The organism is Streptomyces sp. NPDC104814, from assembly GCF_055583185.1.
Genome location: NZ_JBVJOL010000017.1, coordinates 1 through 14,340, shown reverse-complemented (window position 1 = coordinate 14,340; position 14,340 = coordinate 1). Strand labels below are relative to the sequence as shown.

9 protein-coding genes are annotated in these 14,340 nt (G+C 71.8%); 2 read left to right on the top strand and 7 right to left on the bottom strand.

Translation table 11 applies throughout. The features are described 5' to 3' along the window. Window positions 1-6: 6 nt before the first annotated feature. From ftsH to nsdA, 6 genes are all read right to left on the bottom strand, one after another. Entirely contained in the window at window positions 7-1,944 is a 1,938-nt protein-coding gene (gene ftsH / locus ACZ64A_RS35375) for an ATP-dependent zinc metalloprotease FtsH (RefSeq protein WP_469816037.1), read from the bottom strand. Window positions 1,945-2,111: 167 nt separating this feature from the next. After that, a complete protein-coding gene (gene ffh / locus ACZ64A_RS35370; RefSeq protein ID WP_469816036.1) occupies window positions 2,112-3,665 on the bottom strand; it encodes a signal recognition particle protein in 1,554 nt (517 codons plus the stop codon). Between the two features lie 217 nt (window positions 3,666-3,882). Next, window positions 3,883-6,327: a [protein-PII] uridylyltransferase gene (locus tag ACZ64A_RS35365; protein ID WP_469816035.1), complete on the bottom strand. Its 2,445-nt coding sequence runs from the start codon at window positions 6,325-6,327 to the stop codon at window positions 3,883-3,885. A gap of 25 nt (window positions 6,328-6,352) precedes the next feature. Next, entirely contained in the window at window positions 6,353-6,691 is a 339-nt protein-coding gene (locus ACZ64A_RS35360; RefSeq protein ID WP_028802442.1) for a P-II family nitrogen regulator, read from the bottom strand. Next, window positions 6,688-8,037, bottom strand: a complete 1,350-nt coding sequence (locus ACZ64A_RS35355) for an ammonium transporter (RefSeq protein ID WP_469816034.1) — start codon at window positions 8,035-8,037, stop codon at window positions 6,688-6,690. Before ACZ64A_RS35355 ends, ACZ64A_RS35360 begins: the two co-directional genes overlap by 4 nt. Before the next feature lie 292 nt (window positions 8,038-8,329). After that, window positions 8,330-9,817 carry a transcriptional repressor NsdA gene (gene nsdA, locus ACZ64A_RS35350; RefSeq protein WP_469816033.1) on the bottom strand — a complete coding sequence of 496 codons (1,488 nt, stop codon included), beginning with the start codon at window positions 9,815-9,817 and terminating at the stop codon, window positions 8,330-8,332. Window positions 9,818-10,267: 450 nt separating this feature from the next. Between nsdA and ACZ64A_RS35345 the strand changes: the two genes are divergently transcribed. Then, the gene (locus ACZ64A_RS35345) at window positions 10,268-10,972 is read left to right on the top strand and encodes a bifunctional DNA primase/polymerase (protein WP_469816032.1); all 705 of its coding nucleotides are present in this window, start codon (window positions 10,268-10,270) and stop codon (window positions 10,970-10,972) included. A 345-nt stretch (window positions 10,973-11,317) separates the two neighbouring features. On the opposite strand, the gene ftsY is transcribed toward ACZ64A_RS35345, so the two are convergent. Next, complete coding sequence (ftsY, locus tag ACZ64A_RS35340) at window positions 11,318-12,526, bottom strand: signal recognition particle-docking protein FtsY (protein WP_469816031.1); 1,209 nt, start codon at window positions 12,524-12,526, stop codon at window positions 11,318-11,320. Between the two features lie 171 nt (window positions 12,527-12,697). Here ftsY and ACZ64A_RS35335 point away from each other — a divergent pair, with 171 nt between their 5' ends. Beyond that, window positions 12,698-14,146: a cytosine permease gene (locus tag ACZ64A_RS35335; protein WP_469816030.1), complete on the top strand. Its 1,449-nt coding sequence runs from the start codon at window positions 12,698-12,700 to the stop codon at window positions 14,144-14,146. The last annotated feature ends 194 nt before the right edge of the window (window positions 14,147-14,340 follow it).

Sequence of the window (14,340 nt, the reverse complement as noted above, 5' to 3'; positions counted from 1 at the left end):
CGGCCCTCACGGCTCCTCCTTGGTCAGCCGGGTGATGCCCGCGATCCGGTAGGCGTCGGCCTCCTCCAGCGTCTCGCGCTCCAGCAGCGCCTCGGCCAGGGCGTCGAGCTGCCCGCGGTGCTCGCGCAGCTTGCGGCACGCCTCCTCGTAGCACTCGTCGACGACGCGGCGCATCTCCTCGTCGATCGCGTCGAGGGTCTGCGGGGCGGCGGCCAGGCCGTAGGCCTGCTGGGCGTCGTCGGGCAGCGCGGAGAGCCGACCGACGCGTTCGCTCATGCCCCACCGGGAGACCATGCCGCGCGCGATCCGGGTGACCTGTTCCAGGTCGCTCTCGGAACCGGTGGTGATCACGTCGTAGACGACGTGCTCGGCCGCCATGCCGCCGAGGGCTCCGATGATGCGGCCGCGCAGGTACTCCTCGGTGTACGCGTACTTGTCCGCGTCCGGCGTGGACAGCGTGACGCCGAGGGCCCGGCCGCGCGGCACGATGGTGATCTTGCGGACCGGGTCGGCGCCCGGCTGCAGCATGCCGAGGAGCGCGTGCCCGCTCTCGTGGTAGGCGGTGCGCCGCCGTTCGTCGTACGGCATGACGAGTGCGCGTTCCGCGCCGAGCTGCACCTTCTCCAGGGCGTCGGACAGATCGGAGCGGGTGACCTGCTGCCGGCCGCGTTTGACGGCGAGCAGGGCGGCCTCGTTGGCGAGGTTGGCGAGTTCCGCGCCGGTCATGCCCGGGGTGGTCCTGGCGACCTGGGCGAGGTCGACGTCGCCGGAGAGCGGGATCTCGCGGGTGTGGATGCGCAGGATGGCCTCGCGGCCGCCCCGGTCCGGGGGCGAGACCTGGACGACCCGGTCGAAGCGGCCGGGCCGGGTCAGCGCCGGGTCGAGGATGTCGGCACGGTTGGTGGCGGCGATGACGATGACACCCTCGGAGCCGGAGAAGCCGTCCATTTCGGTCAGGATCTGGTTGAGGGTCTGCTCGCGCTCGTCGTGCCCGCCGACGCTCGCGCCGCCGCCGCGGGCCCGGCCGATGGTGTCGATCTCGTCGATGAAGATGATCGACGGGGCGACCTTGCGGGCCTCCGCGAACAGCTCGCGCACCCGGGAGGCGCCGACGCCGACGATCATCTCGATGAACTCGGAGGCGGACGCCGAGAAGAAGGGCACCCCCGCCTCTCCGGCGACGGCCCGCGCCAGCAGCGTCTTGCCGGTGCCGGGCGGCCCCGCCAGCAGCACACCGCGGGGCATCTTGGCGCCCATGCGGCGGTAGGCGTCGGGGTTCTTGAGGAAGTCGACCACGTCGTTGAGTTCGCCCGCGACCTCGTCGATCCCGGCCACGTCCGCGAAGGTGGTGCGCTGCTGCCCCGGCTCCAGCTCCACCGGTTTGGGCGGCGCCTTGCGGCCCAGCATGCCGCCGGCCCCGCCGAGCCCCGCGCGCATCCGCCGGGCGATGAACACCCACACCGCGACCAGCAGCAGCATCGGCGCCAGCGAGATCAGCAGGTTGGCCAGAAAACTGCGGTGCTGGACGACGGGTTCCGCGGTGACCGTGACGTTGTGCTTGGTCAGGGACTCCCAGATCTTGTCGTCGGCGAAGGTCGGGCGCTCCGTCTTGAACTTGGTGTAGGTGCCGGAGCCCTCGGGGTTGTCCTTGGCCTTCTTCAGCTGGCCCTGGATCGCGTCGCCCTTGGCGTAGATCTTGCTGACGTTGCCGGCGTCGACCTGCTTGCTGAACTCGGTGTAGGAGATCGTCGGCTCGGTCGCCTCGTCCTGGAAGGACAGGATGAGGTTGGCGATCAGGTACACGACCAGTGCGGCGACGATCAGCCGCCACCAGCCGCCTCCCATCCGCCGCCCGCCGGAGGGCGGCTTCGGCGGCTCCTCGGGGGTGCCCTCGGTACGCCAGGGCTGGTCCGGCGACTTCCGCGGCGGCGCAGGGTTGGTCATACCGGGACGTTACGACAGGAAAGCCCGGCAGGCATGCGGGTGTACGACGCCGGGGGCGCCCCTTGAGGAGGGGCGCCCCCGGCGGACGTACGACGGACCGGCCGGCCGATGGACGCGGGCCGGTCGGCCGGCGGAGAGGGGCCGGCCGGCCCATGAACACCGACCGGTCAGCCCATGAACTTCTTGAACTCGTCCGGCAGCTCGAAGTCCTGGCCGGCCTGCTGGCCCGGCAGACCGAAGGCGCCGCCGTTCTCGGCGGCGGCCGCGCGGCGGGCGGCCTCCTCCTGCTCCTGCTGCTTGCGCTTCATCGGGTTGCCGGAGCGCTGCTTGCCCTTGGCCTTCTTCTGCTGCTTCTTCTGCCGGCCGGGGCCGCCGCCCATGCCCGGGATCCCCGGCATGCCGGGCATGCCGCCGCCCTGCGCCATGCGGGACATCATCTTGCGGGCCTCGAAGAACCGCTCGACCAGGTTCTTCACGGCGCTGACCTCGACACCGGAACCCTTGGCGATACGGGCGCGGCGCGAGCCGTTGATGATCGTCGGGTCCTGGCGCTCGGCCGGGGTCATCGACTTGATGATCGCGGCGGTGCGGTCCACGTCGCGCTCGTCGATGTTGTTGATCTGGTCCTTGATCTGGCCCATGCCCGGGAGCATGCCGAGCAGCTTGGAGATGGAGCCCATCTTCCTGACCTGCTCCATCTGGGCCAGGAAGTCGTCCAGGGTGAAGTCCTGGCCCTTCTTCGACGCCAGCTTGGAGGCCATCTTGGCGGCCTCTTCCTGGCTGAACGTCTTCTCGGCCTGCTCGATCAGGGTGAGCAGGTCACCCATGTCGAGGATGCGGGAGGCCATCCGGTCGGGGTGGAAGGCGTCGAACTCGTCGAGCTTCTCGCCGTTGGAGGCGAACATGATCGGCTTGCCGGTGATCTGCCGGATCGACAGAGCGGCACCACCGCGGGCGTCACCGTCGAGCTTGGAGAGCACCACGCCGTCGAAGCCGACGCCGTCGCGGAAGGCCTCGGCCGTGTTGACGGCGTCCTGACCGATCATCGCGTCGACGACGAACAGGATCTCGTCGGGGCTGACCGCGTCCCGGATGTCCGCGGCCTGCTGCATCATCTCCTGGTCGATGCCCAGACGGCCGGCGGTGTCCACGATCACGATGTCGTGGACCTTGGCCCGGGCGAACTCGATGGAGTCCTTGGCGACCTTGACCGGGTCACCGACGCCGTTGCCCGGCTCGGGCGCGTACACCGCGACACCGGCGCGCTCGGCGACGACGCTCAGCTGGTTGACGGCGTTGGGGCGCTGGAGGTCACAGGCGACCAGCAGCGGGGAGTGGCCCTGCTCCTTGAGCCACCGGCCGAGCTTGCCCGCGAGGGTGGTCTTACCGGCACCCTGGAGACCGGCCAGCATGATGACGGTCGGCGGCTGCTTGGCGAAGCGCAGGCGCCGGGTCTCGCCGCCCAGGATCGTGACGAGCTCGTCGTTGACGATCTTCAGGACCTGCTGGGCCGGGTTCAGGGCCCGGGAGACCTCGGCGCCGAGGGCGCGCTCCTTGACGTTCTTGATGAACGTCCGGACGACGGGCAGGGCCACGTCGGCTTCGAGGAGCGCGATGCGGATCTCGCGCGCGGTGGCGTCGATGTCCGCCTCACTCAAACGCCCCTTGCCGCGCAGATTCTTGAAGGTCGCTGAGAGGCGATCGGAGAGAGTATCGAACACGGCGGCGTCGGTCCTCGGAGTCGGGGGCAGTATGAGCGTCTTCCAGGGTATCCGGCTCCGCAAGACAATCGTCCCCGCCCGCTGCATCGCGGACGGGGACGGCACCCCCGCGTGAGCGGGGACCACGTGGCGTCCATGCCGGCCTCGGAGAGACGTCCCGGATCACCCCCGCGCGAGCGGGGACCACGCCCGGTCAACGGGCGCCGGGTCCGCCAGGTCACGCTTGCAGCATCTCTTCCAGCTTGCGGGCCTGCGACGACGCCTCCTCCTGGGGCAGGGGAGCGCCTTCGCCATTCGTCACGTAGAAGGCGTCGACCGCGTTGGAGCCCAGCGTGCTCACGTGCGCGCTCCGCACCTGCACCCCCGCGTCCTCCAGCGCCCGTCCGATGCGGAACAGCAGGCCGGGGGCGTCCTGGGCGCGGACCTCGATGACCGTGGCGAGGCGGGAGGCGGCCGGGTGGACGGTCACCCGGGGCGGGGGCGGGACCACGCCGCGGCGGCGCGGGTAGGCCGCGTCGCGTTCCGCGAGGCGCGAGGCGATGTCCAGGGTGCCGTCCAGCGCGCGGACGAGGTCGGCGCGCAGCCGGGTGGCCTGCGGCAGGGAGCCGTACTCGGCCGCGACCCGCCAGTCCAGCAGCAGCACCGAGCTGTCCACGCCGTCCGGCAGGTCCAGCGCGCGCAGCTCGGCGGTGCGCACGGTGAGCCGGTGCACGGCGAGCACACCGGCCACCGCGGGCAGCACGCCCGGCTGGTCGGGTACGGCGATGAGCAGCTCCACGCCGAGCGGCTCGGGGTCGGCGGAGGTCTCCCCCGCGGGCGGCTCAGTCTGGGCCCGCAGCGCCAGCACCGGTCCGCCGGTGGCGACCGCCTCCAGCGCGAGCCGCTCGTGCTCGGCCGTCGGCGCGGCGATGTCGGGCTCGTCGTCCGGTACGTCCCCGGCGAGCACGGCCGACACCCGGCGCACCAGATCGGTGACGAGGGAGCCGCGCCAGGAGGACCAGGCGGCCGGGCCCGTGGCGAGCGCGTCCGCCTCGGTCAGGGCGTGCAGCAGTTCCAGCGTGGACTGCGTCCCGACGGCCTCGGCGACCAGCCGCACGGTGGCCGGGTCGTCCAGGTCACGCCGGGTGGCCGTCTCGACCAGCAGCAGGTGATGACGGACCAGGGCGGCGAGTACGGCGACGTCGGCGCGGTCGAAGCCGATGCGCGCGGCGACGTCGCGGGCGATGATCTCGCCGGCCACCGAGTGGTCACCGGGCCAGCCCTTGCCGATGTCGTGCAGCAGGGCCGCGACCAGCAGCAGGTCGGGGCGGCCGACCCGGCGGGTGAACTCCGAGGCGCGCACGGCCGTCTCGATCAGATGCCGGTCGACGGTCCACACATGGACGGCGTTGCGCTGCGGCCGGCAGCGCACCCGCTCCCAGTCGGGCAGCAGCCGGGTGATGAGCCCCTCGGCCTCCAGCGCTTCCCACACCTCCACGGTGGGCCGGCCCGAACCGAGCAGGGTGACCAGCTGTTCGCGTGCCTCGGCGGGCCAGGGCGCGGGAAGCGGGCGGGCGGTGGCGGCCATCCGGCGCACGGCGTGCAGGGAGAGCGGCAGGCCGGCCTGGGCGGCGGCGGCCGCGGCGCGCAGCGGGAGCACGGGGTCGCGTTCGGGGCGGGCGGCGCGGGCGAGCACCACCTCGCCGTCCTGTTCGACGACGCCCTCGGCCAGCGGGGACCGCTCGGTGACGGGTCTGCCGCCGCCCAGGAGGGCGCGCAGCCGGGGCCGCGCCGCGCGGGAACGCAGCACGCGGCTCACTTCGCGCCAGGTGACGTCACTGGCGTAGGAGGTGACACGGGCGGCCTCGTAGACCTGCCGCAGCAGGGCGTCGGCGTCGAGCAGGCCGAGGGCGGCCGCGACCTGGTCCTGTTCCTGAAGGGAGAGCCGGTCGGTGGCCCGGCCGGTGGTCAGGTGCAGGGCGTCGCGGACGTCGAGGAGGCGGCGGCGGGCGTCGGCGAGGCCTTCGCGGGGCGCGTCGGCGAGCCAGGACGCGGCGACGGCGCGCAGGGCGGTGGCGTCGCGGAGCCCGCCCCGGGCCTCCTTGAGGTCGGGTTCCAGCAGGTACTGCAGCTCGCCGTGGCGCTCGGCCCGTTCGGCGCACAGCTCCTGGAGCTCGGGCAGGCGCCTGGTGGCCTGGTTGCGCCAGTCGGCGAGGACGGCGGTGCGCAGGGACGCGGTCAGGGCGGGGTCGCCGGCGAGATGGCGGGCGTCCAGCAGGCCCAGCTGCACCTTCAGGTCCTCCCCGGCCGTCCTGCGGGCCTCGGCCGGGGTGCGCACCGAGTGGTCGAGGGCGAGGCCGAGGTCCCACACCGGGTACCAGAGGCGGTCGGCGAGCGCGGCGACCTCCTTCGGATCGGCGCCGTCGTGCAGCAGGAGCAGGTCGAGGTCGCTGCGCGGGGACAGCTCGCCACGCCCGTACCCGCCGACGGCCACCAGTGAGACACCCCCGAGGTCGCCGGCGCCCGCCCTGAACAGCTCCGCGAGCCAGTCGTCGGTGAGCTGTGCCAGGGCCGCACGGCGCGGCGGCCCGGACTGCTCCCCCTCGGTGAGGAGGTGCAGCCGGGCCGCCGCGTAGCCGCTGGGGCCGGGCTCCTCTGCTTCGTTGTGCGCGTGCGTCGTCACCCGGCGGCTCCTGTTCGTCAAGCGGTCAGAGCGCGTCGGGGCCGCGCTCGCCGGTGCGGACCCGGACGGCCGTGTCGACCGGGATCGACCAGACCTTGCCGTCACCGATCTTGCCGGTACGGGCCGCCTTCACGACGACCTCGATCAGCTGCTCGGCGTCGTCGTCCTCGGCCAGCACTTCGATACGGATCTTGGGCACCAGGTCGACGGTGTACTCGGCGCCGCGGTAGACCTCGGTGTGCCCCCGCTGCCGACCGTAGCCGCTGGCCTCGGTGACCGTCAGTCCGTGGACCCCGAAGGCCTGCAGGGCCTCCTTGATCTCGTCGAGCCGGTGCGGCTTGACGACGGCGGTGATGAGCTTCATGCGTCCACCTTTCGGGTCACGGCCTCGGTCACGGCGGCCGGTACGGCGCTGGTGCGGGCGGCTCCGCCTCCGGCGCCGCTGAAGTCGTACGCGGTCTCGGCGTGCTCGCTCTGGTCGATGCCGCGGACCTCCTCGTCCTCGGTGACCCGCATGCCGATCGTCTTGTCGAGGGCGAAGGCGAGGATCGCGGAGACGACGAGGGAGTAGGCGAGGACGGCGCCGACACCGGCGCACTGCTTCCACAGCTGGGTGAAGGAGTGGTCGCCGTAGAAGACGCCGGTCGCGGCGGACTGGCCCTTGCCGGTGGCGAAGAAGCCGATGAGCAGGGAGCCGGCGATACCGCCGACCAGGTGGACGCCGACGACGTCGAGGGAGTCGTCGTAGTTGAAGCGGTACTTCAGGCCGACGGCCATCGCGCACAGCACACCGGCGATGGCGCCGACGGCGATCGCGCCGAGCGGGGAGACCGCGCCGCCGGAGGGGGTGATGGCGACCAGGCCGGCGACCGCGCCGGAGGCGGCGCCCAGCGTGGTGAACGCGCCGTGCCGGATCTTCTCGTAGATCAGCCAGGCCAGCATGGCGGCACCGGTGGCGACCTGCGTGTTCACGAACATCAGCGCGCCCACGCCGTCGTCGTTGCCGAGCCAGGAACCGGCGTTGAAGCCGAACCAGCCGAACCACAGCAGGCCCGCGCCCAGCATGACCAGCGGCAGGCTGTGCGGGCGCATCGGGTCCTTCTTGAAGCCGACGCGCTTGCCGATGACGAGGATGACGCCGAGCGCCGCGGCACCGGCGTTGATGTGCACGGCCGTGCCGCCGGCGAAGTCGATCACACCCAGCTTGAAGGCCCAGCCGCCCGCGCCCCAGACCCAGTGCGCCACGGGGAAGTACACGATCGTCACCCACAGCGTGATGAACAGCGCCCAGGCGCTGAACTTCACGCGGTCGGCGAGCGCGCCGCTGATCAGGGCGGGTGTGATGATCGCGAACATCAGCTGGAAGACGCAGAACACGAAGACGGGGATGGAGTAGCCGTCCCACAGCTGGGTGAGCCCGATGTTGCTCAGGCCCAGCCAGTCGGAGTTCCAGCCGATGACGCTGCCGGAGTCCGTGCCGAAGGCGAGGGAGAAGCCGTAGAGCACCCACAGAATGGTGACGATCCCGAGGCTGATGAAGCTCATCATCAGCATGTTCAGGGTGCTCTTGACGCGGACCATGCCTCCGTAGAAGAAGGCCAGGCCCGGGGTCATGAGCATCACCAGGGCGGAACAGATGAGCATGAAGCCGGTGTTGGCGGACGACAGTTTGGGTGCGTCCGCCGCGAGCATGATGGCTGCTGGTGCCATCGGCGTCTCCTCGTCGTTGTACGGCCCCGTGCGGGCGAAGCCTGAGCGGAATGCCTCAGCGGAATGAGGGGTGGGCCGGTTATGGCGACGAGATTGACGCAGTGCCGTTTCGGTGGGCGCCCCGCGTTGTTTCGCCGGGGTGACGAAGGCGCCCGGCGTGTTACGCCCCGATGAATTGCCGGGGGGAACGGGACCGGCCGCGGCGGCCTTCCGATGACCTGGCGGGGGAGCCGAGTCGGGCAGTTCGGGAGGGCCGGCCGCGGCCGGGGTTCAGGGGGTGGAACGGGTGGTGTCAGACCGCCTCGGCCGCCTCCGGCAGTTCGGCGGCGAGCTTGTCGGTGAGGTCGACGATCTCGGCGAGGTCGCCGAAGTCACGGGCGGCGGTGTCGACGGTCTTGCGGATGCGGGTGTTGACCCGCTCGGAGCGCACCTTCCGGGCGATCCGCATGGCCTGCCCGGCGTAGACCGAGCTCTGCTCGGGCTCGCGGCGCAGCAGGTGGACGGTGGCCATGCCGATGAGGTTCAGCGCGTACGACCGCTGGTGCTCGCTGTCCTCGGCGAACAGGTCCACGGCCCGCTGCATCAGCGGCTCGGCGAGGGAGGCGTAGGCGGGGCTGCGGCCGGCGACATAGGCGAGGTCGCGGTAGGAGTGGCTGTTCTCGCCGTACAGCTCGGCCTCGGAGAAGAAGCGGATCCAGTCGGGGTCCGGCTCGTCCCAGTCCTCGGCGTCGGCGAAGGTGTCCTCGGCCATGCGCACGGCCCGCTTGCACTTACCGGGCTGGCCCATGTTGGCGTAGGCGCGGGCCTCCATCGCATACAGCATCGCCTGGGTGCGGGGGCTCGCGCAGTCACGGCTGCCGTACTGGGCGAGGTGGATGAGCTCCAGGGCGTCCTCGGGCCGGCCGAGGTGGATCATCTGGCGGCTCATGCTGGACAGGACGTAGGAGCCGAGCGGCTTGTCGCCGGCCTCCTTGGCGGCGTGCAGCGCGAGGACGAAGTACTTCTGCGCGGTCGGCTGCAGTCCCACGTCGTACGACATCCAGCCGGCCAGCTCGGCCAGCTCGGCGGCGACCTTGAACAGGCGCCGGGTGGTGGCCTCGGGCTGGGGTTCCTGGAGCAGGTCGGTGACCTCGTGCAGCTGGCCGACGACCGCCTTGCGGCGCAGGCCGCCGCCGCACTGGGCGTCCCACTGCCGGAACATCACGGTGGTGGTCTCCAGCAGGTCCAGTTCCGGCTTGGAGAGCCGGCCGCGGGCCCGGCTGGTGGGGATCGGCTGCGGGTCCGCCTCCTGGCGCTGGCCGGGCAGCGCCGGCGTGGGCACCAGCCAGCGCTGCATCGGCTCGATGAGCGCGGGGCCCGCGGCCAGGCCCAGCGAGCTGCCGAGGAAGCCGCGCCGGGCGAGCATCAGGTCGCTGCGCGAGAACTCGCCGAGCAGCGCGACGGTCTGCGGGCCCGTCCAGGGCAGGTCGACGCCCGTGGCGGACGGCGAGGGGCGCACGGTGCGCAGGCCGAGGTCCTCGATGGAGACGACACAGCCGAAGCGCTCGGAGAACAGCTCGGACAGGATCCGGGGAATGGGCTCGCGGGGGTTCTCCCCGTCCAGCCAGCGGCGGACCCGGGAGGTGTCGGTGGAGATGTGGTTGGCGCCCAGCTGGCGGGCGCGGCGGTTGACCTGGCGGGCCAGCTCGCCCTTCGACCAGCCGCTGCGCACGAACCAGGAACCGAGCAGCTCATTGGGGCGCTTCTCAGCGTTCGTCCCGCTACCGCCGTTGCCGCCCACTGGAACGCCCCCATCCCTCAAGACCTCTTGCCGCGCCTGTGCGGCAAGCCCTATCAGAATGCCGGTTCTCGGGCCCTCCGTCCGGCGGTTCTCACCCTTCGAACGGAAAGTCGAGTTGCCTCCGGCATACCCACGAGTGCATGTGCCCGCCGGTACCGTGCACTCAAAGTAATCCTACGATCACCCGTCCGGCCATGGTGAAACCGTAAACGCCACCATTCGCCACCCCTTCGGATGAACTCACGACGACCATCCCGCGATTCACTTGACATAGGACAGCCGGAAGTGGGCGCACGGGTGCACTCGGGGGCGCGTGTCGCCGGATGCACCACCGCGGACACGTCCGGACGCCGTCGGCGGCAGCGCCGGGAACACGCTCCGTAGCGAGTTGAGTGTTCTTGGTGACCACCGCTTCGTAACCACCGGTGCGTCGGACCCGTTGGAGGGGGCATGGGCTTCACGATCGGCAGCAGTCGGGGCATCCGTGACATCCGCGACATGCGGTCCGCCTCGCGGCGGCGCGGCCGCTCGTCGGAGTGCACCACCGTGGCCGAGTTCACCGGCCTGTGGGGCTGGGACGTGGTGCCGGGCGCGCGGGCGGCGGCGGGCGTGTGCTCGTGCGGGCTCCGCGACTGCCCGGCCCCGGGCGCGCATCCGCTGACGTTCACCGCCGAGGTACGGGCGGGGGCGACGCTGGACGAGGTGAGCGCGGCGTGGGCCGAGGTGCCGGGGGCGTCGGTGATGCTGCCGGTGGGGCGCGCGTTCGACGTGATCGAGGTGGCGGAGGCGGCGGGCCGGCGGGCGCTGGTCCGGCTGGAGCGGATGGGGGTGCCGCTGGGTCCGGTGACCGCGACGCCGCAGGGGCGGGCCCAGTTCTTCGTCGCGCCGGGGGCCGCGGCGGAGCTGCCGCGGCTGCTGTACCGGATGGGGTGGGACGACCCGTCCCTGGATCTGCGGGGGCTCGGTCCCGGTGCGTACATCACGGCTCCGCCGTCGGACCGGGGCGGGCGGGGGCCCGTGCGGTGGCTCCGGCCGCCCGACCTGGACTCGGCGACCCGGCCGCCGGCGGCGCGGCTGGTGCTGGGGACGTTGGCGTATGTGGCGCATCGGTCGCGGGGCGCTGGCGCTGGCCGCGGGGGGGCGGGGCGTCGGTAGTTGTTCGTCTGCGGGGCGCGTCGTGGTTGCTCGCGCCGTTCCCCGCGCCCCTTTTGTGCCTGCGGCGGCCCCTTGCCGTCCGGTGGGCGGTTGCTGTCCTCGCCTGCGGCCGGTTTCTGGGTCGGGGCCGGGGTGGGGGGTGTCCGTCCTCGGTCCGGCCGGCCGTTTCCGACGAGGGGCGCCGTTGGTCGGTGCCGGACGCTGCGGGCGGACACCCCCCCACCCCGGCCCCTTCCCGCCGTACGCGGCTGCGGGCCGTCACCGGTACCCGTACCACCGAAACACGCCCCACCCCCGGTCGGGGATCCGTACCGGGGGTGGGTTTGTGTGTGACCGGCGTTTTCGCTAGTCGCCGATGAGGGCGTCCACGAAGGCGGCCGGCTCGAACGGGGCCAGGTCGTCCGCTCCCTCGCCGAGGCCGATCAGCTTGACCGGTACGCCGAGCTCGCGCTGGACCGCGATCACGATTCCGCCCTTGGCCGTGCCGTCGAGCTTGGTCAGGACGATGCCGGTGATGTCGACGACCTCGGCGAAGACGCGGGCCTGGACGAGGCCGTTCTGCCCGGTGGTGGCGTCGAGGACGAGCAGCACCTCGTCCAGCGGGGCGTGCTTCTCCACGACCCGCTTGACCTTGCCCAGCTCGTCCATGAGGCCGGTCTTGGTGTGCAGACGCCCGGCGGTGTCGATGAGGACGACGTCCGACCCCATCTCCTTGCCCTCCTTCACCGCGTCGAACGCGACGGAGGCGGGGTCACCGCCCTCCGGCCCGCGCACGGTGTATGCGCCGACCCGCTCACCCCAGGTCTGGAGCTGGTCGGCGGCCGCCGCGCGGAAGGTGTCGGCGGCGCCCAGGACGACCGAGCGGCCGTCGGCCACCAGGACGCGGGCCAGCTTGCCGGTGGTGGTGGTCTTGCCGGTGCCGTTGACGCCGACGACCATGACGATGCCCGGCTTGCTGGTGGCCGGCTCGGTCTTGACCTCACGGTCCATGTCCGGGCCGACCAGCGTGAGCAGCTCCTCGCGCAGCAGGCCGCGCAGCTCCTCGGGCGTGCGGGTGCCGAGCACCTTCACACGCTCGCGCAGCCGGTCGACCAGCTCCTGCGTGGGCTGCACGCCGACGTCGGCGGTGAGCAGCGTGTCCTCGATCTCCTCCCAGGTGTCCTCGTCGAGGTGCTCCCTGGACAGGAGGGTGAGCAGGCCCTTGCCCAGGGCGTTCTGCGAGCGGGACAGACGGGCGCGCAGGCGCACCAGGCGGCCTGCGGTGGGCTCCGGGATCTCGATCTCCGGGGCCTCGACGACTTCGGCCGGCGGCTCCTCCACGGCGACGGGTGCCTGGCCGCCTGGAAGATCCACCTCCTCGATGGTGCGCCGCGGTTCCTCCCGCGGCGTCTCGGCCTCGTCGCCGACATGCGGCTCGGCCGGAGGAGCGGTGATGTCGGGCGCGGCGGGGGGCGGCGGAGGCAGCGACTTCTTCCGTCGGCTGCCGACCACGAGCCCGCCGAGCGCGACGATCGCGACCACGGCGATGACTACAGCAAGGATGACGGTTTCCATAACCCGTCCAGTATCAGCCATGGGCCTCCGCCAGCGCCGTCTTGTGGCTTCCTCTGAGAGACAAACTCCACTGGGGGGCAGGAGTCGGGCCAAAGTACGATGGTGGTCCCTACATCAACGCGCGTAGAGTCCCGACGACACCCTGTCCCCCACCTTGAGGCTCCTCCTTCCATGAGTAAGACCGCCGAGACCGAAGGCGCTCTCGAAACCCGCGGCATCGAACAGGTGCCCGACAACGAGCGCACCGCCAAGCCCCGCGAGCTGTTCCCCACCTGGGTGGGCGCCAACATCAGCGTGCTGCTGCTCACGATGGGCGCGAGCCTCGTCGTGGCGTACCACCTGAACATCTGGCAGGCGCTCGTCGTGGCTGCTGTGGCGCCCGTCGTGTCGTACGGCCTCGTCGGGCTCATCGGCATCGCCGGCAAGCGTGGCGGGGCGCCCGGGATGGCGCTGTCGCGCGCGGTGTTCGGGCAGCGCGGCAACCTGCTGCCCGGTTCGCTGATCTGGGTGGCCCGCTGGGGCTGGGAGACGATCAACGCGGTGACCGGCGCCTACGCCATGCTCACCATCCTGGACATCGTCCTCGGCGTCGGCGCGAACAGCGTGCTCGACATGGTCATGCTGCTGCTGTTCGTGGTCGCCACCTTCGCCATCTCCGGCCTCGGCATCAACGCCGTCCAGAAGTGCAACAAGTACGCGACGTACCTGTTCGGCGCCTTCTCGGTGCTCGTCCTCGTCTATCTGGCCGTCAACACCGACTGGTCGAAGGTGATGGACCACGGCGCCGGCTCCACCGCCGCGGTGATCACCGGTATCGGCATGATCGCGGCCGGTGGCGTCAGCTGGATCCCGTCCGCCCCCGACTTCACCCGCTACCTGCCGCGTACGGCGTCCTCGAAGGCGATCGTCGGCACGTCGGTCGGCGGTGCCGGCATCGTCGTCCTGCCGATGGTGCTGATGGGCGCGGTGATGGCGGTGTCCACGCCGGACCTGGCCTCCGCGTCGGACCCGGTGTCCTTCCTGGGCGAGATCCTGCCCACCTGGATCGCCGTCCCCTATCTGCTGATCGCCCTGATCGGCATGCTGCTGATCAACTCCATGTCGATGTACTCGGCCGGCTTCACCGCGCAGACCCTCGGCTTCAAGGTGCCGCGCCACTGGGCGGTGTCCGTGAACGCCGTGATCTCGCTGATCTTCGGCGGCATCCTGATGCTGGTGGCGACCAGCTTCATGGGCTCCTTCATCGCCTTCCTGTCCCTGCTCGCCGTCGCCTTCTCCGCGTGGGTCGGCGTCTTCGGCGCGGACATGCTCCGCCGCACGGAGTACGACGGCGCCGCCATGGCCGACACCACGCGCACCAGCGCCTACTGGTACCGGGGCGGCTTCTCCCCCGCCGCGGTCGCCTCCTGGGCCGTCGGCCTCGTCGGCGGCCTGATGTTCACCACGTCGGACTGGTTCACCGGCCCGCTCGCGAAGAACAACATCATCGGCGAGTACGGCCTCGGCTGGGTAGCCACGATCGTGATCTCCGGCCTCCTGTACCTCGCCCTGCCGAAGCCGCCAGTCGCTCAGCCGAAGGCCGCGGCCCCGGCCGCGGAGCGCGAGAGCCTCTCCGTCTGACGCCCCTCCTCCCCCAGCCCCCTCCGACCGAGCCCGCCGGAGGGGGCTTTTCGCTGCCACGGATGAGGCCACGACGCCGCACCCGCGTACGGCGGGAAGGGGCCGGGGTGGGGGGGGTCCGCCCGCAGCGTCCGGCACCGACCAAGGGCCCCCCCTTCGAAAAAGAGGGGCCGACCGAAGACAGAAAACCCCCA